General features: G+C 71.0%; 17 protein-coding genes and 4 pseudogenes. 8 read left to right on the plus strand and 13 right to left on the minus strand.

Annotated elements, in window-relative coordinates; translation table 11 throughout:
- The first annotated feature begins 904 nt into the window (after window positions 1-904).
- Window positions 905-1,069, plus strand: coding sequence for a hypothetical protein (locus tag ACIQVZ_RS38440; protein ID WP_402456721.1), 165 nt, complete (start codon window positions 905-907; stop codon window positions 1,067-1,069).
- 145 nt (window positions 1,070-1,214) lie between these two features.
- On the opposite strand, the gene ACIQVZ_RS38445 is transcribed toward ACIQVZ_RS38440, so the two are convergent.
- From ACIQVZ_RS38445 to ACIQVZ_RS38460, 4 genes and pseudogenes are all read right to left on the minus strand, one after another.
- Window positions 1,215-1,733 (minus strand): DUF6328 family protein, encoded by a 519-nt coding sequence (locus ACIQVZ_RS38445; protein ID WP_402456723.1) that lies wholly within the window; start codon window positions 1,731-1,733, stop codon window positions 1,215-1,217.
- Window positions 1,734-1,768: 35 nt separating this feature from the next.
- Window positions 1,769-1,981 (minus strand): hypothetical protein, encoded by a 213-nt coding sequence (locus tag ACIQVZ_RS38450; RefSeq protein ID WP_402456724.1) that lies wholly within the window; start codon window positions 1,979-1,981, stop codon window positions 1,769-1,771.
- A gap of 73 nt (window positions 1,982-2,054) precedes the next feature.
- Window positions 2,055-2,307, minus strand: a pseudogene (locus tag ACIQVZ_RS38455) (DUF4235 domain-containing protein).
- 140 nt (window positions 2,308-2,447) lie between these two features.
- A pseudogene (locus ACIQVZ_RS38460) lies at window positions 2,448-2,731 on the minus strand (hypothetical protein); the annotation flags it as partial.
- A gap of 412 nt (window positions 2,732-3,143) precedes the next feature.
- Here ACIQVZ_RS38460 and ACIQVZ_RS38465 point away from each other — a divergent pair.
- Both ACIQVZ_RS38465 and ACIQVZ_RS38470 read left to right on the plus strand, forming a co-directional pair.
- A pseudogene (locus tag ACIQVZ_RS38465) lies at window positions 3,144-3,652 on the plus strand (PP2C family protein-serine/threonine phosphatase); the annotation flags it as partial.
- A gap of 119 nt (window positions 3,653-3,771) precedes the next feature.
- Window positions 3,772-4,008 (plus strand): STAS domain-containing protein, encoded by a 237-nt coding sequence (locus ACIQVZ_RS38470; RefSeq protein WP_402456725.1) that lies wholly within the window; start codon window positions 3,772-3,774, stop codon window positions 4,006-4,008.
- Between the two features lie 201 nt (window positions 4,009-4,209).
- On the opposite strand, the gene ACIQVZ_RS38475 is transcribed toward ACIQVZ_RS38470, so the two are convergent.
- Together ACIQVZ_RS38475 and ACIQVZ_RS38480 are read right to left on the minus strand one after the other, a co-directional pair.
- On the minus strand, window positions 4,210-5,640 hold the full coding sequence (locus ACIQVZ_RS38475; protein WP_402456727.1) for a glutamate decarboxylase: 1,431 nt from the start codon (window positions 5,638-5,640) through the stop codon (window positions 4,210-4,212).
- A gap of 155 nt (window positions 5,641-5,795) precedes the next feature.
- On the minus strand, window positions 5,796-5,969 hold the full coding sequence (locus ACIQVZ_RS38480; RefSeq protein ID WP_402456729.1) for a CsbD family protein: 174 nt from the start codon (window positions 5,967-5,969) through the stop codon (window positions 5,796-5,798).
- Window positions 5,970-6,094: 125 nt separating this feature from the next.
- Here ACIQVZ_RS38480 and ACIQVZ_RS38485 point away from each other — a divergent pair, with 125 nt between their 5' ends.
- Both ACIQVZ_RS38485 and ACIQVZ_RS38490 read left to right on the plus strand, forming a co-directional pair.
- Complete coding sequence (locus tag ACIQVZ_RS38485; protein WP_402456731.1) at window positions 6,095-6,265, plus strand: hydrophobic protein; 171 nt, start codon at window positions 6,095-6,097, stop codon at window positions 6,263-6,265.
- Window positions 6,266-6,478: 213 nt separating this feature from the next.
- The gene (locus ACIQVZ_RS38490) at window positions 6,479-7,609 is read left to right on the plus strand and encodes an AI-2E family transporter (protein ID WP_402456732.1); all 1,131 of its coding nucleotides are present in this window, start codon (window positions 6,479-6,481) and stop codon (window positions 7,607-7,609) included.
- A 136-nt stretch (window positions 7,610-7,745) separates the two neighbouring features.
- Here ACIQVZ_RS38490 and ACIQVZ_RS38495 read toward each other — a convergent pair whose 3' ends face one another.
- Both ACIQVZ_RS38495 and ACIQVZ_RS38500 read right to left on the minus strand, forming a co-directional pair.
- Window positions 7,746-8,693 (minus strand): anti-sigma factor RsbA family regulatory protein, encoded by a 948-nt coding sequence (locus tag ACIQVZ_RS38495; protein WP_402456734.1) that lies wholly within the window; start codon window positions 8,691-8,693, stop codon window positions 7,746-7,748.
- Window positions 8,690-9,556, minus strand: a complete 867-nt coding sequence (locus ACIQVZ_RS38500; protein ID WP_402456735.1) for an MEDS domain-containing protein — start codon at window positions 9,554-9,556, stop codon at window positions 8,690-8,692. The genes ACIQVZ_RS38495 and ACIQVZ_RS38500 overlap by 4 nt, the downstream gene beginning before the upstream one ends.
- A gap of 247 nt (window positions 9,557-9,803) precedes the next feature.
- Between ACIQVZ_RS38500 and ACIQVZ_RS38505 the strand changes: the two genes are divergently transcribed.
- Window positions 9,804-10,178, plus strand: a complete 375-nt coding sequence (locus ACIQVZ_RS38505; RefSeq protein WP_402456737.1) for an STAS domain-containing protein — start codon at window positions 9,804-9,806, stop codon at window positions 10,176-10,178.
- A gap of 120 nt (window positions 10,179-10,298) precedes the next feature.
- The gene (locus ACIQVZ_RS38510) at window positions 10,299-10,739 is read left to right on the plus strand and encodes an ATP-binding protein (protein ID WP_402456739.1); all 441 of its coding nucleotides are present in this window, start codon (window positions 10,299-10,301) and stop codon (window positions 10,737-10,739) included.
- Window positions 10,740-10,934: 195 nt separating this feature from the next.
- Here ACIQVZ_RS38510 and ACIQVZ_RS38515 read toward each other — a convergent pair whose 3' ends face one another.
- The 4 genes and pseudogenes from ACIQVZ_RS38515 to ACIQVZ_RS38530 form a co-directional block, all read right to left on the minus strand.
- Window positions 10,935-11,474, minus strand: coding sequence for a GNAT family N-acetyltransferase (locus tag ACIQVZ_RS38515; RefSeq protein WP_402456741.1), 540 nt, complete (start codon window positions 11,472-11,474; stop codon window positions 10,935-10,937).
- A 45-nt stretch (window positions 11,475-11,519) separates the two neighbouring features.
- The gene (locus ACIQVZ_RS38520) at window positions 11,520-12,161 is read right to left on the minus strand and encodes an IS630 family transposase (protein WP_402456742.1); all 642 of its coding nucleotides are present in this window, start codon (window positions 12,159-12,161) and stop codon (window positions 11,520-11,522) included.
- Between the two features lie 16 nt (window positions 12,162-12,177).
- Window positions 12,178-12,441, minus strand: a pseudogene (locus tag ACIQVZ_RS38525) (helix-turn-helix domain-containing protein); the annotation flags it as partial.
- 69 nt (window positions 12,442-12,510) lie between these two features.
- Window positions 12,511-13,563 (minus strand): hypothetical protein, encoded by a 1,053-nt coding sequence (locus tag ACIQVZ_RS38530; protein WP_402456744.1) that lies wholly within the window; start codon window positions 13,561-13,563, stop codon window positions 12,511-12,513.
- A 1,168-nt stretch (window positions 13,564-14,731) separates the two neighbouring features.
- Between ACIQVZ_RS38530 and ACIQVZ_RS38535 the strand changes: the two genes are divergently transcribed.
- Window positions 14,732-15,112 carry a DUF6192 family protein gene (locus ACIQVZ_RS38535; protein WP_402456745.1) on the plus strand — a complete coding sequence of 127 codons (381 nt, stop codon included), beginning with the start codon at window positions 14,732-14,734 and terminating at the stop codon, window positions 15,110-15,112.
- Window positions 15,113-15,156: 44 nt separating this feature from the next.
- Here ACIQVZ_RS38535 and ACIQVZ_RS38540 read toward each other — a convergent pair whose 3' ends face one another.
- The gene (locus tag ACIQVZ_RS38540; protein ID WP_402456747.1) at window positions 15,157-15,996 is read right to left on the minus strand and encodes an SMI1/KNR4 family protein; all 840 of its coding nucleotides are present in this window, start codon (window positions 15,994-15,996) and stop codon (window positions 15,157-15,159) included.
- Window positions 15,997-16,453: the final 457 nt, after the last annotated feature.

The raw sequence follows: 16,453 nt of genomic DNA on the forward strand, positions 1-16,453 counted from the left end.
CACCTGATACCGGGAGATGCCGCCGGGGTAGGCACACCCCGCTCCCGAGACCAGGACCAGACCGGCGGCGGCCTGCGCGGCGCCGCACGCCGCGCCATCGATGTAGAGGCCGTCCAGTGGGCCGCCCATCAGCTCCATCCGGGCCGGTCCTGGGCCGCTGCGCAACCCCTGGTCGCCCTCCCAACCCGGCCCCACTGGCCAGGGAGGCTCCTCCGGCCATGAAGGCTCGATCGGATCCCCGCTCTCACTCGCCACCCGACTCTCCCACTTCGCCCCGCCGCACCACGCGTGGCCCTCGGCCACGACCCCCGGCCACCATGGTGCACTCCGCACGGCCTGGAGCCCACCCCCACGACAGGATCAACCCGGGACGGGCTCGGTCGGCTCCACGAGCTCCCAGCGGAGACATTGACGCGTGCTCCGGCGGTCAGGCCGAAGGTGGAACCATGCCCGACCTGGGTCGATGTGGGCCCCCGTGGGCGGGATGATCACCGGGGGCGGCCGGATATGTCTCCTCGTGCTGACCAACAAGGGTCCCGGAGTCGGCACGTCTTTCAGCCCGGTCCTGCCGGCATCCCATCTGGAGCTTCCATCCGCAGTGTCAACGGCCGATCGTCTCGTCGACGCGTATGCTCGCCAGATCAACTGGTCGATCAGAGTACTGACAGCCCATCGGCTCTCACGGTCTGTTCGGGCCATTGCGTGCCCACGCCGCCGAACGGGTGGCGGCCCAGGCCCCGAGCATGGAAAGTCTCATATCTGGCTATACGTGCTGAACCGGATGTTCCGTTGCACCGCCCGGAGACTACTCGGCAGCCGCCCTGCGCATTGCTGCAGCCAGTGCTTCGGGCCGCCAATGATTGCGGACGTCCTGGCGACGGGGGCGGCGAGTGAGGAGACTGGCGTGGCGCTGTTCCTGTTCGTTCTGTTGATTGCCGTGGTGTTCGGCTTCGTCGGCGCGCTGGTGAAGGGCCTGCTGTGGCTGCTCATCATCGGGGCCGTGCTCTTCGTCGCCGCCTTGGTCCTCGGCGGCATGCATCTGGGACGTGGCCGGAGCAGTCGCAGGTAGCCCGGCACAACCCCTCAGCCGTGCCGGCCGAGCAGGCGGGCGCCGAGCCGTCGGCGTCCCCTTCCTGGCGCCCCGGTGCGCCAGGAAGCGGGGCCGGCTAGGGAGGCACACCCAGGTCGTTCCCCCGTCCGGACCCGTGTTCCACTCAGCGCCCGGACGCGCCCTCCCCGGCATCGCGTTGCTCGCGGCGGGCGTCACGTCGCAGGACCAGGTACGGCAGGACCAACCACGCCGTCGTGAACCAGAGCAGCACCGCGCCGCTGAGGGTCCAGGCCACCGCGCTCGTGTGCAGGGCAGTGCGGAGCAGAAGCAGGACGGCGCTGGTGATGGTGAGGGCGAGCAGGATCAGGCCGGTGGTGATGAGGTGTCCGGCGGCGTGGACGAGTTCGGGCTTCATGCCGTGTCCGGCGAAGAACCGGTGGAAGGCGGCGGGGGCGACGAGGGCGCCGGTGGCGACAGCACCGAGCAGGACGGTGGCGGCGTAGAGGTGGCGGTCGAAGGCGGGCAGGGTGGTGAAGCGCGGCGTGAAGACGACAGAGAGGAGGAACCCGAAGAGGATCTGGGCGCCGGTCTGGCAGACCCGGACTTCCTGGAGCATCTCGTTCCAGAGCCGGTCGGCGCGCTCCTCGGGTGTCTCGTCGCGGCTGGACGCGCTGGAAGGCATGATCACCCTTCTGTGCGGCGGCGGTGCCCGCGGGCTCAGCCGGAGCCGGGGGCGGCCCAGACGATGCGCTGGACGGCGGCGGCGGAGATCCACATCTGTGCGCCATCCCCGCCGCTGTCGTCGTTGGTGCGGATTCTCACCCATCGGCCGGTGACACGGACGCGGCCGGCGAGGTGTGCCGCAGCGGTGCCGGGCACCGCGTTCGGCAGGCAGTGCACGACGGCCTCGGCCCATTGCTTCTTGCCCATGCCATCGAGCATCGGCCCCGCTCGCCCGAGCCGCCACCGGGGCGGCCCGGGCGAGCGAGTAGTCGACGGAGTCTCAGCCCGGCCAGGTGCCGGTCAGGCGCCGGGTGCCGGCCGCACCGCCGCGGTCGATCGCTGCCTTGACGAGCGCGAACACCGCGCCGTGCAGTGCCGCGGCGGTGAGCACCTCGGCCCAGGTGCGGTCCTGGTCGGTGGCGGCCGGCGCGTCGTCCCTCGTGTCCGAGCAGCGCCCACAGGCGCTTGAACAGGGCGCCGGCGACGACGCCGCCGAACAGCAGCCCGAGCGGCTTGTAGAGAATCCTGGCCATGACGGGCTCCCCGCGAGTATGTCGTGCGGACGCCGCTCGTTTTTGCCGCGGGCGCCAGGCGAACCGTCGAGGGCCGGCGCGCGCTCCGGTTGTGTCCGGCGAGGCGCGGGTCGAGGTCCCCGCATCAGCGGGCGCGGAGATTATGAGGCGTGCAGCCAGCGGGTTGTGCTCCAGCATGGTCTCCGGGTCGGCGATGGGGTGTGGGCGAGCGACACGCGGTGCCCGGTGTTCGGCACTCCGGCGGCGCCGTCGCTGCCGGGCGGCCAGGCACGGGTGTCGCGGGGCTCGACGTAAGGCTCCTCGTCGGCGGGCAGTCCGCCATCGATGGCCCGTTCCCGGGCGAGTTCGGCATCGAACTCCAAGCCGAGGAGGATCGCGAGGTTGGCAGCCACAGCCAGACCAGAAAGACGATCACACCCGCCAGGGTGTCCTGCCAGCAGGCCGAAGCCGTCGCTGTTGTCGGTGTTGATCCACTGGTCGTAGGCGACCTCCCAGGCGAGCGTGCCCAGTTGCGCGGCCACACGCGCGGTCAGGCTCGGGACTCCGCGGCGGGTGAGGGCCTCGATCATCGAGGCGGCGAGGTCGATCCGCTTCAGGGCGTCGCGTTCACGCAGTTCCGTGTTGGCGTTCAGCACGGCTTGGCGCCGGGCGCCCTCGACGCGGGTGCGGGCGCCCTAGAACAGATCGCCGAGGTGATCCGTTCTGGCGAGATCACGGTGCCGATCGCGGCGACCTTCCCGGTCGCGCGGATCCGCGAAGCCGTGGCGACCCCAGACCGAGAGGCATGTCCACAGCAAAATCGTGACCCGCAGCCGCCTCCCTCACCCGCTGCACCGGCGGCCCTGCACGACCCAGAGCCGGCCACCGCGCTGGCCACGCTCAACACCGTCCTGCACGAGCAGTACGCCGCCGCCGGCGACCCCCGCTACTGCACCGCGATCTTCGGCACCCTCGAACCGGCGGCCGAGCCCGGCCACCGGACCGTACGGATCGCCTCCGGCGGCCACCCCTCCCCCGCCGCTGATCCTGCGCGCCGACGGCCAGCCGAATTCCTGCCCACCCCAGGGGGGTGCTCGTCGTGATTCTGCCCGATGCCCCGTTCGCCACCGCGCAGACCGTCCTGGGCCACGGAGATACCCTTCCGCTGTACACCGACGGGCTGACCGAGGCCCGCCCCGGACCCACCCGCACCGGCCTGTTCGGCGACGACGCCCTGCAGACGTTCGCCACTGACCACGCCCCCGCCGGCCCTCGCGAGATGATCACTGCCCTGGCTGCGCTCCTGAAGAGCTTCAGCGGCGGCCTCGACGACGACACCGCTCTCCTGGCCCTCGGTGTCCCCGCGCCACCCATCCGACCACCACCCCGGCAACAAATCCCACACGATGAGCCCGCTGAACACCACCCACCACGACACCGCCACCGGCCCCGTACTGCGCGTCGCCGGCGACCTCGACTACGAACATGCCCCCGCCCTGCGCCAGCACGTCGAACAGTTGGCCCTCACCCCCGGGCCAGTGCCCGGTCATCGACCTGTCCGGCCTCGGCTTCTGCGACTCCAGCGGCATCACCGCCCTCCTGGCCGCCCGCCGCCACGCCCAGGCCCCGGGCGCCCGCCTGGATCTGGCCTGCGTCCCCGCCGACACTTTGCCCATCCTCGTCATCGTCGGCCTCGACCAGGTCTTCACCATTCAGGCGTGAAGGCGCCCACTGCCGCCCTGGTGGCTGCCATCTGTCTCTGGGCTGCCCGAACGGATCTCTTTCCGCAGGCGGCCGCCGAGTTCCGTGCCGTCCGACGCGGGGCGTGCAGCGAACGCCAGGCCGCTCGTCGAGAGGTCGGCGGCGGACGCCGGCCAGGGGAGCAGGACGGGGCGCCGCTTCGGCTCCCGGGCTCCGTTTCGGTCAGTGGCGTCCGGGCTGCTGCGGGTCCTTGGTTTCGGCGCCGTGGGCGAATCCACCGGCGTTGTCGGCGTCCCGATGCGGTGTCTGCTGGGCCTGCAGGCGCGGCAGCACACGGCGCAGGTCGTCCAGGAGGAGGTCGGCCAGGTCGTGGCCGAAGCCGTTGCGTACCACGATGCGCAGGGCGGCGAGGTCGGTACGGTTGGCGGGGAAGGTGTATGCGGGCACAAGCCACCCGTGCTCGCGCAGTGCGGCGGAGACGTCGAACACCGAGAAGTTGTCGACGTCCTCGCGCAGCCGCACCGCGAAGACCGGGAGCTCGGAGCCGTCGGTGACGAGCTCGAAGGGGCCGAGCTTCGCGATCTCGGCGGCCAGGCGGGTCGCGACGTCGCGGCAGGTCTGCTGGACTCGGCGGTAGCCCTCGAAGCCCAGGCGCAGGAAGTTGTAGTACTGGGCCACGACTTGGGCGCCGGGGCGGGAGAAGTTGAGGGCGAAGGTGGGCATGTCGCCACCGAGGTAATTGACGTGGAACACCAACTCCTCCGGCAGCGCGGCGGCGTCGCGCCACAGGGCCCACCCGACGCCGGGCATCACGAGACCGTACTTGTGTCCGGAAGTGTTGATGGAGGCCACCCGCGGCAGGCGGAAGTCCCAGGGCAGGTCCGGGTCGAGGAAAGGGGCGATCATGCCGCCGGAGGCGGCGTCCACGTGCAGGGGAATGTCCCACCCCGAGTACTGCTCCAGGTCATCCAGGACCGCGGCGATGTCCGCGACCGGTTCGTAGCTGCCGTCGAAGGTGGACCCGAGGACCGCGACGACACCGATCGTGTTCTCGTCGCACAGCTGCGCCGCGCCCTGGGCGGAGAGATGGTAGCGCTCGCCGTCCATCGGGACGTAGCGGGGCTCGACCTCGAAGTACTCGCAGAACTTCTCCCAGCACACCTGGACGTTGATGCCCATGACCAGGTTCGGCCGCCCGGCGGGCTCGCCCGCTTCCCTGCGGGCATGCTGCCAGCGGCGCTTGAGGGCCAGTCCGGCGAGCATGGCGGCCTCGCTGGAGCCGGTGGTCGAGCAGCCCACCGCCTGGTGGGCGTCCGGAGCGTGCCACAGGCGGGCGAGCATCGCGGTGCAGCGGGCCTCGAGTTCCGCGGTCTGCGGGTACTCGTCCTTGTCAATCATGTTCTTGTCCGCGCACTCCGCCATCAGCCGCTCGGCCTGCGGCTCGGCCCAGGTGGAGACGAAGGTGGCCAGGTTGAGGCGGGCGTTGCCGTCGAGCATCAGTTCGTCGTGGACGATCTGGTAGGCCGTGTCCGGGTCCATCTCCCGGCGCGGGATCTTGTGCCGCGCCACGGTGCGCGGCTCCCTGCTGAACAGGGGGTTGGCGGTTCCCTCGGTCTGCGGGCGTCGCCGGTGGCGGGGGTGCTTGAGTCCCACGGTCGAAATCCTTCCAGGGTGTTCGGAACGGATGCGGCGCCGAACTGGCGGGCGCTGCGGTGATCTCGCCCGGCAGTTCCGGGGCGCCTCAAACGTGGCGACGGTGGGCCACCCACGCTTCTGGTGGCCCACCGCCACGGGGTCAGGAAGCCGCGTCAGTCCTTGAAGGCGTCCTTGAGGTGCTCTCCCGCCTGCTTGACGTCGCTCTTGGCCTTGTCGGCCTTACCCTCGGCCTCCAGGCGCTCGTTGCCGGTCGCCTTGCCGACGCCTTCCTTGACCGCACCCTTGGCCTTGTCCGCGGCGTTCTCGATCTTGTCACTGGCACTCATATCGGCCTCCAGTTCGTCGAAACTGTGCTGGCATCCCGTCTGCCCCCGACCGGCCGGAAGATTCCCCCGCATATGTGCCGCAGACCAGGGCAAGCGGATTGCCAACACTGACTACGGAGGTCGAGATGGTTCCCCTTCTTCTTGTTCTGCTGCTGGCGCTGATCCTGTTCGGTGCCGGCTTCGCACTCAAGGCCCTGTGGTGGGTGGCAATCGTGGTCCTGGTGGTGTGGTTGCTCGGGTTCGTGGCCCGCAGCACCGGCGCCTCCGGCAGCCGCGGCCGCTGGTACCGCTGGTAGGCGCTCCGGCACCCCGGCGGGGCCGGAACAGCATGGGGGCACGCACCGCGGTGCGTGCCCCCTCGGCATCTCCGCTCCTGTTATCGGCAGAGCTCTCTCCCCGCGGTGCGCGGCTTCTCCCGGCGGGCGCCGCCGTCGACACCAAGAAGGCAGAAGGCAAATGGCGAGCCGAGGAACCCGCGGCTGCCCCCGTACAAGGGCTGGGGAGAAACGATGGATTCCGAAACGCCCGCAGGAGGCCCCGGCCGCGACCTGACCCCGGCCCGCCGGGCCGGTGGCCCACGCACCCGGGTCCAGATCCCCGGCCGCACCGCGCCCCAGGTCACCTCATGGTTCCGCGCAGGCTTCGCCCTCAGCGTCGGCGCGCTGCTGGCCTGGCACCTGGCGGACGCGGTACTCCAGCTCACCTCGCTGCTCACCCTGCTGCTCCTCGCCGTGTTCATCGCGGTGAGCCTGGAGCCCGTGGTCGCGTGGCTGGAACGCCAGGGTCTGCGCCGCGCCTGGTCGGTGGCGCTCGTGGTGGTGGGGTTGGCCGTGCTGTTGACCGCCCTGCTCGCCGTGGTCGTCCCCCCGGTCGGCACCGAGGTGAGTGCCCTGGTCGGCGCTGTCCCGGGCTGGCTCCAGCAGCTGCACGACCATCAGTCGACGCTCGGCCGGATCGAGGACCACTATCACCTGGTCGAGCGGGCCAAGGAGCAGTTGGGCCAGGGAGGCTTCGGCTCCGGTGCGTTCGGCGGCGTGCTCGGTGCGGGCCAGCTCCTCCTCAGTACGGTGACGTCGACCGTGATCGTCGTCAGCGTCGCCCTGTACGTGATGGCGGCCCTGCCGGTGATCAAGGCGTTCTGCTACCGGTTCGTGCCGCGCAGTCGGCGCCAGGAGGTGGAGGAGATCACCGAGGAGATCTTGGCCCGGACGGGCCGCTACATGCTGGGCAACGTGCTGACCTCTGCCGTCGCGGGCCTGGCGACCTTCGCCTGGTGCGCGGCCGCCGGCGTTCCCTATGCGGGGGCGCTGGGCGTGTTCGTGGCGTTGATGGATCTGGTCCCCATGGTCGGCTCGACGATCGGCGGCGTGGTCGTCAGCCTGGTCGCATTGTCGGTGTCGCTGCCGGTGGCTCTGGCCACCGCCGGCTTCTACATCGCCTTCCGGCTCCTCGAGGACTACCTGATCATGCCGCGGGCCATGAAGTTCGTGGTGGACGTGCACCCGGTCGTCACCGTGGTCGCGGTCCTTCTGGGGGGTGCGCTCCTGGGCCTGGTGGGAGCGCTGGTCGCGGTGCCGGCCGCCGTCGCGCTCGGGCTGGTCCTCGACGCGTACGTCTTCCCCCGCACCGACAACGCCTGAGAGGGCGCGGCCGGGTCGGCGCACGCCCACCCGAACTGGCCGCTTCGGTGAAACGGGCCGCCCCTGGCGAGCCCGGTCCGGCGCGGCGTTCGTGGCGCAGGCCCGCCGACGGCTGCGGGCCGCATCGGCTCCGGCGTCAGGGGGCCATGTGTAGTCGCAGGGTCAGGCCGCCTCCGGTGGCGCGGATTTCGACGAGGTCGCAGAGCTGGTGGATCATCCACAGGCCGCGGCCCCCGTCGGTGGAGGCGAGGCGGGGCCGGCTGCGGCCCGCGAGCGGGTCGCTGAGGTGGCCGCCGTCGCGGATCTCTGCGATGACCGCTGCGTTCTCTCCGGTCCACAGGCGTAGGGCGCCGCTGCCGCCGCCGTGGGCAAGGGAGTTGGCGGTGGCTTCGCCGATGGCGAGCACCAGGTCGCCCTGACGCGCGCGGGAGAGATCGGTGGTGCGGGCCCAGGTTTCGGCGTGGTGGCGGACCTGCGCCAACTGCCCGGCAGTATAGGCCAGCACTGTGGCACCGGCGGGTTCGGGCAGCGGCTGGTCGCAGTCGGCACAGACCAGGGCGGGGTCGGCGTAGAGCGTACTGGTGAGATCCTCACCGCCGTCCCAGATAGCGGGGTGGGTGCGACGGGCATCCGCGACCACGCTCTCGGGCAGCGCGGTGACGTCGTAGGGGCACAGGATCGTAGCACTGCGACCGGCGAACGCGGTGTTGATGAGCGCTTCGTGGCGGGTGGCTTCGAGGATCTCCGCGTGGCTGCGCCCGGCCCAGATCGGCTCGCCGACGATGCGTGCGGCCTGGCCCGGGTGGCGGTCGGCGAAGCCCTGCAACGCGGCGAGGATCCGCCCGGGGTTGCGGCCCAGGACCGTCATGTCGACGAACTCAGCATCATCTCCGACACCATCAAGTGCCGGACGCAAAGCTTCCAACTGGGAGGTGGGGACGGCGATGAGGCAGGGTTCGCCGGCGGCCAGGGCGGCGCGGGCGAAGGAGCCGACGGTTGCCACGTACTCCCCGGAGGTGCGGTAGAACAGCGCGGGGTGCACGAATGAGCCCGCGGGGACGAGGGGGTGCGCGGTGTCGGTCATGCCGTCATCTCCAGGTCCCTGCACTCATCGGGGAACATCTGCGCCACCGTGCGCAGTGAGGGGGGTGCGTGGTGCAGGACCAGGCGCCGGTCCTGCCCGGCCAGCACCACCGCGGCCTGGGTCAGCGCGGCGGCGCCGGCGGTGTCGATGAAGTCGACACCGCTGAGGTCCAGGTGCACCACGGGCAGCGGCAGTCGGGAGACGGCGGCGAGGATCGCGGCGAGCTCTGCTCTGCTGTCCAGGTCGGCGCTTCCCAGAAGGCGTATCCGGCCGCCTGGCTGCAGCGGCCGGGCGGTGAGTCCGGCGCTGGCTTCCGGCAGGCCGGCGCCCCCGCGATGGCGGGTCGTAGCGGCGAGCGCGGCGGGACAGCGGGCGGCCGCCTGAGTGGTGTAGAGGCAGATCCCGGTGACGGGCAGATCCGCGAAGACCTCGGTGTCCAGGCGCAGTTCGTATTCGAGCAGGCGGTCCGCGCCCGGCACCTGCTGGGCGGCCCAGTCCATCTCTCCGATGACGCGCAGGCCGCTCCACCCCTGGGCCAGAGCCAGGCGGCAGCTGTCCCGCAGTCCGGCGATCATGAGGTCCGGGTCAAAGGGCAGGCGCCGCAGGTACGAGTCGGCGGCGCTGTGCACCCTCACCTGCTCGCGCTCCACAGCCGCCCTCAGACCGCGTCCACCGGCGCGTAGTCGGTCAGCCACCTGTTGTGGGGTGTGGGAGTGGGCGTAGTACAGCACCTGCTGGCCGAGAGCGATCCCCTCGCGGAGGAGAACACCCACCTGCCGGGCCCATTCGATCTCGTCGGCGTAGGTACGGCACAGGTGCTCACCGTGACGCACAGGCGACTCGCCGTCCGTCGTCTGGCCCACCGGTTCCTCCTCGGCTCGCTCCTGCCGGCCGCACCCCTGCTCGCAACCGCGACGCCGAGCCTACAAGAGCACCCGCCTCCCCCAACCGCGGGCACCGGAAGTGGTCCTGGCAGGGCAGGGCGAAAGGACAGCATGGTGCCGCAACGGGTGCGGCGCGGGCGCGCGCTACCGCCCGGCGCGGTCTTCACCGTATTGTCACGTCCGGGGGCAGCCGCCTCATGGGACCGCCGAGGAAGGCACGGACAGGATGAACACCGAGGGAGACGACCGCACGGTCGGCCGGTCTGCGCCCGCTGAGCCGGTGGTAGCGACGCAGGGGTCTGTGGTGAGCCGCTTGGAAGGCGACCTGGACCTGGACCATGCGGACGCCGCCCGCGCCGTACTGGCGAAGGCCGTGGCAAGTCCCGCCAGTGTCGTGGTCATCGACCTGGAGGCGGTCGGGTTCTGCGACTCCTCCGGGTTGAACCTGCTGCTGCAGACCCGTCTGGCGCTCCAGGAGACGGGCCGTCAGCTGCGGCTGGCCGCTGTCCCCGCCCAGGTGACGCGGCTCCTGGAGATCACCGGCGCATCCGAGGTCTTCGACCTGTACGCAGACGCCGCCGGTGCTGTCGAGGGCCCCTGAGACCGTCGGTCGGCGGCGGGGGGGGCGAAGGCGAGGTGTTTTCCGGCGTTCCCAGGGCACGCGCCCAGTGAAGGTCCGATCCGTTTTCGTCCTGTTTGACCGATCTGTGAGGGATGATAGATGGCTAGCGACGAGGGCCTCCCCGGGGCGGAACCGGCGGCCCCGCCACCCGGCGGACAGGTCAGACGCCTGAGGCTGCTCGGCGTCCCCGGCCAGGTCCCCCGCGGGCGGGAGTTCACCCGCCGGGCCCTCGACGACTGGCACGCCCACGACTGCGACGACGTCCTGCTGCTCGTCAGCGAACTCCTGGCCAACGCCGTCCTGCACGCTGGCGGCGCCCGGGAACTGGTGCTGCACGCCGCCCCCGCCCGACTGCGGATCGAGGTCACGGACGCCAGCCCGAACCTCCCGCGCCCCCGCGAGCCGCGGGCCGCGGGTCTCCCGGGCGGCCACGGCCTGCACATCGTCGCCAAGCTCGCCGACCGCTGGGGAGCCGACCCCCGCGAGGAGGGCAAGTCGGTGTGGCTGGAGATCGACAACCCCCGCCCCGCCACTCCTTGAGACCACCCTCCGCGAGGCACCCCGGACCGTCCCGGCTGCGCCCGCAGCGGCCTCAGCGGCATGATGTTTGTCCGGCCGTAGATGCCGTGTATGACCCCAGGGGGCCGGCAGGCGCCCCCGGGGCCCTGGGCCCGTTGTGGCGGAGTGCCAGGTGTCCTAGTGCAGCACCGCGTTGATCCTTCGGGGGTTCGGCTTTCAGCGGGCTGTCGTCGTCGGTCCAGTTGTCTGTGGCTGGTGTTCGGTTCCATCGTCGTCGGTCTTGAAGGTCCGGAAGCCGCGACGGTGGTAGTTGGGCAGCGCGTTCGAGTGGTCTGCCGACGACGTGTGCAGCCAGACTCGGCGCACGTCCGGCACGAGGTCCCAGCCCTGTCGGATCGCGAGCGTCAACGCGTGGCCACCGAAGCCTTTGCCGGTGAACTCCGGCAGCAGGCCGAACGTCCTGATCTCGACGTCGGCGCCCGGATGCAGGTCGTAGCAGACCATGCCCACCGGTTCGTCCGCCACGGTCAAAAGCCAACAGGTGAGATCCGGATGCTCGGCGAACCACGCCTCCCACTTCTGAGGGCTGCGGCGTGCGCTGCGCCACTGATACGGCGCGCCGATCCTCGCCAGCAGATCGGGAACCAACGGCAAGTCCCTGTTGACGGTGTTGAGCGCCATCCCCGGGACCGGAGTACCGGGCCGGAGTTCACTGCGGTTGGTCATCTCGACATACGTCGTCACGATCTCTGCCATCCGGCGAGGCTACGCGACCCGGGGGCGCGTCGATCCTTCGTGGGTTCACGCGGACTTCAGCGGGCTGCCGTCGTAGGTCCAGCGATAGGGCTTGGCGTCGTGCCCGTCGTAGGCCAGCACGAAGTCGTCGATGGCCGTGGCCAGATCGTCGCGGGAGGCGAACTGGCCACGACGCAGCAGGCGCCGGGTGAGGGCGGAGAAGAACAGCTCGACCTGGTTCAGCCAGCTGGCGTGTTTGGGCGTGTGGTGGACGTGGAACCGGGGACGCGCGGCCAGCCATGCCTTGGTCTTCCTCGCGACGTGGGACGAGTCGTTGTCCATGACCAGGTGGATGTCGGTGCCGGTCGCAACGCTGGCATCCAAGGTGCGCAGGAACCCGATGAAGGTGTCGGCGTTGTTGCGGTCGATGCGCTCGGTGAGGATCTGGCCGGTGTGGACGTCCAGGGCGGCGATGATGGAGACGGTGCCGTGGCGGACGTACTCGAACTCCCGGCGGGTGCGCCGCCCTGGGCGTCCTGGCTGGTCGGGGTGCTTGCGGCTGCGGGCGGTGATGCCGGTCTTCTCGTCCACGCTGACCACCACGGAGCCGGCCGGGCGGGTCCGGTAGAGCGCGCAGACCTCCGCGGCCTTGGTGAAGAACTCCGGGTCGGTCGGGCGCGTCAGCCAGGTGCGGCTTGAGGTCGACACCGTTCAGTATCCGCCCGACCTGGGAGGCGGAGACCGCCGGCCCGGCCAGGCCGAGGTGTTCGGCGAGCAGCCGGTGGGTCCACACGGTGTCCGCGCCCGGCGGTGTCTCGGTAGCCGCCGCGATGCTCCGCAGCTTGTCCTGCGGAGCCAGTCGGGGCCGACCCAGCGGCCGGGGCTGGTCGACCAGCGCGGACATCCGCTCGACGACGAAGCGCTTGCGCCAGGCCCGGACGGTGTCGACATGCCGTCCGGCCGCGCGGGTGGCGGCGGCGTTCGACATCCCGTCGGGGGCATGGCCTGCAGCCAGGAGCGCCTTGTTCGGGCGCTCCTGGCTGCAACCGTGACCGGGCTACGGCTTGGTATAGGTGAAGACCACCGCGCCGTCGTGGCCGCTTTCTCCGGCCTGGCCGGGCTTGCCCAGGTCGCCGTCCGAGCCGTCGCACCCGGCGCAGTCGCCGCCGAGACCGCCGTCGCCGCCGTGGCCCCCGTCACCGCCCTTGCCGCCCTGGCCGTAGCCCAGGGCGCTCGTGCTGCCGCCCGCTCCGCCGAGGCCGCCGGGGCCGCCGAGTTCGCCGATGTTCGCGTCCGGGTTGCCGTCGCGCCCTGCGGAGCCCACGAGGCCGTCCTGGCCGGGGGCGGTTTCCAGGGCCTTCTGCGTGCCGCGTGAGCAGCCGTAGGTGAACGGGTTCTGGGGGGCGTCGCCGCCCAGGCCGCCCTGGCCTCCGGCCGCGCCGCCGTAGCCGTTGCCGCCGGGGATCGCGAGCTTGCCCCCGCCCGCCCAGCCGCCGCCGCGGGCCGCTCCCACCGCGCCGCGCTTCTTGTCCTTCGAGTCACCGCCGCCGGCCAGGGCGACCGCGCGGAAGCCCGAGAAGTTCACGGAGCTCGCGCCGCCCTTCGTCCCGGGCTGGGTGGTGGAGTCGGCGTTGGCCGCGCTGTAGCCGCCGCCGCCGATGAGACCGGACGCGCCCCGGGCTCCGCCAGTGGAACCCGGGGTGCCCGCAGTGCCGTTGCCGCCGGCGGCGATCTTCATGGTGACCTTCTCGCCGGGCGTGGTCTTGATGACACAGGTGACATGGCCACCGCCTTGTCCGCCCCCTCCGCCGTTGCCGCCGGCACCTCCGCCTCCGGTCCCGCCGCGGCCGATACCGGTGGCCTTCTGGCCGCCGGCGCCGCCACCTCCGCCGCCTCCTGCGCCTCCGGTACCCCCCGAGCCGCCGGTTCCGGAGCCCCAGACGTCCACCGTGACCTCGGTGACGCCGTCGGGCGTCGTCCAGTCATAGCTTCCGGCGGTGGCGAAGGTCTCGGTGACCGGCACCGGGTCGGCTTGCACGGCCGGCGCCTGCGCCAGGGCGAGGGTGGCGGGAACGACGAATGCGCCCATAATGCGCCATTTGGTGAGCATAAGGCTTCCTCCTCAGAGATCGGATCTCACCGTAAGAAGCAAACCGAATCCACCGGGTGACATCCCGTGCAGGGCGTCCGGAACTCGACGACGAGCGACCGAAACATGATCACCAGCGCCGCGGTCACCGACGGACAAGCGGACGGACCAGAGACCTTGCGGTGCCGGAGAACTCGGGCAACCGGTACCGCACGGATGCCCTGCGCCGCGGGCGTCTACATACCTTGCGGGGTCACGACCAAGACCAGGGCAGGCGCCAGCACGCTCACCAGCGCGACGACGGGCCCACCTGATCGACCGCAACGACGGAATCTCGTTGACGATGCACGCCGTAGCGAACCGTTCGGCCAGCACCAACCGGTGGTGACCCGTAACGCGCGCCGATGGTGACAACCGTCGCGCTTCGCGGTTCGCCTTCGCCCAGGTCACCCGGTCTCGCCGGTGACCGCCATCGCGCTTCGGCACACCTTCCGGGATCAGCCCAACGACCATCTGGTACTGGGTCTCCCACGTGTGGGAGTCACGGACCTCCCGTTCAAGGGCCTCCACCAACGCCGGGCCCGCTACGGGGTCGGCAAGCCGACGCAGCCGCGCCACTGCTGAACGCCGCTTCGACGGCAACCGGCGAGCAGCTCGACCAGCTCGCCGCGCTCGGCCTCGGCCGGCGCTGACCCGGCCAGGTCCTCAGCCGCGGCATGGCCTCGGGGAGAGGGCCGGGTGGAGAGCTGGTGCTGCCTGGAGGGAGCAGGGTTCGGGTGTGGTTTATCTGCACCGGGCGGGTGGGGGTGGGCAGCCGCGCATGTCTTCCATAGCGGCCCAGGGGAGGCGGTAGTGGGTGTTGCTGAGCGGCCAGATGGTCTTCTGGGTCGGCTGGGTGGAGCTGGCGTGTGGGAGCGTGGACGCTTTCTGGGTGGCTGGGGCGGGCGTAGTTTGCAGGCTTCGGTGAGGGCGGTCAGGTCAGGCAGGCCGGTGGGGGGAGGGCGCGGTGAACAGCGGAGTGTCACCGGCTGCGGCGATCCTGTGCTGGGAGGAGGCGGCGAGGAGGATGGGGCGTGCCCAGGTGGGTGCGGGGTGTGTGGTGCAGCCGTGGCGCGGGCCGTCGGGGTCGTGGAGGGTGATGGTGGCTGCGGCTGGAGTGAGGTCGGCGATGTGGGTGGTGGAGAGTTGGGTGTCGGAGGCGGCGGTGACCCCTCAGGAGAAGGTCAGCGCGATCCACACCCTTGCCCAGGACGAGGCGGTCGCCGCCACTGTGACGGGCGATCTCCTGCGGCGCCCGGCGGTGGTCGCGCAGGTCAGGCCGGAGGACAAGGTCCGGGTGGTGGAGGAGCTGACCCGCGACGACGAGGTCGCCGCCGCGGTCGCTCCCAAGTTCCTGCACCGGCCAGCGGTGGTCGCCCGGGTCACGCCGGCGGAAAAGGTGAAGGTGGTCGAGGAGCTGACCCGCGACGACCACGTCGCGGCGGAGGTGACCACCGGGTTGCTGCGGCGCCCGGACGTCGCAGCCCGGGCGATGGCCGATGATCATCCGGACTATGGGCTTGCGGCCTGAGTACCTATCACCGAGCCGGTTGGTCCTGGGTGGCTCAGCTGGTGTCAGTTCCAGACAGGCTGGCCTCGGTGCGTCGTTGTGGACAGCACGTCACAGCCCATGCTGTGGATGGTGGCGAGGAGGGTTGATCGCACTTGATCTTCGTCTTCGGGTGGGAAGGCGATGCGGATCTGGTGGCCGTAGGCCGTCTCGTAGGTGAGTCTCCAGCCGAGCTCGGTGGCGTCGAAGTGGTCCTGACGGTCATCTCCTTCCGTGTAGCCGCCTCGGTCGGCCGTTGGGGAGAGGGCCTCTTGAAGGATTCGAAGGCGCTCGGGGTAGGTTCGCTGGCCGTCGGTGAGCTTGATGTAGACGTGGTTGAGCTCGCGGAACGGTTCGAACCACGGTGCCGTGACGTGCTCGTTCGCAGCGAAGACGGTGGTGTTGAGCCGTCCGCTCAGCCAGCCGTGGAGGAAACCGGCTGCGCCGGTCTCGTGGGCGTCGTAGTACCACCCGCGCGGATTCCAGGCGACGACGGTCCAGGTGTCCGGGTGGCCGCCGGTCACCCAACAGAGCCGGTCACCGTTGTCGGTTCCAGCCCATTCCAACAGGCCACCGGCCTCCGGAAAGTAGGGGTAGGGGCACTTGTCCGGGTTCGCCTTACGGAACGATCGTTCGCTCTCCAGCAGCCGCTGCGCGGACTGGAGCAGGAGGTTGCGGCTGCCGAACGGTGTGAGGGGGGTGATGAAGTCGACGAACTGACCCAAGCCGTAGGAGGCGATAAGGGACTTGAAATCGGAGGGAAGTGCCAGGCCGAGGGCGTTCTCGACCTGCGCCCAGTCACCGCTCGCGCCGATGGGGTTCGTCGGTGGGGGCACCAGAGCAACCAGGTCGTCAATCGTCGTCATACGGGCGAGGCTATCGAGGAGGACCCTTGCTCCGTCAGGTGGGGCAGCCACGCGGGGCGGCATCTGCCCCACCATCGCTGGCCCGGACACCACCAGCCTTCCTGAGGGTCTGGGGTCCGGGCGCCGGCCGTTCGGGCGGCCAGTTCGCGATCGATCCTGGCTGGTGGCATCCCGCGCGCAGCCGAGCCTGGACGCGCGTCTTGCCCGGCTCCTCAGGGCGACTCCGGCTGCGGACTCGTGACCCTGGGCATGCCCAGGTCAGTGGGGCCGCCCCGGTTGCTGCCGCGGGGGCGCTCCAGGCCGCCTCTGGCCGCTCTGTCCGTCGTGTCCGCCGACAGCATCGCAGGCCACCGCCGGGTCCTGCACAGCGGGTGTCGCCATGAGCCGATCGGACGAAATCCGTGGACACCCGCCGCCGGGGTCCCGGCCGGAGACCCGGCGGGCTGAACACTGACTG

The sequence above is a fragment of the Kitasatospora sp. NPDC098663 genome, from assembly GCF_044760075.1.
Lineage (GTDB): Bacteria > Actinomycetota > Actinomycetes > Streptomycetales > Streptomycetaceae > Kitasatospora.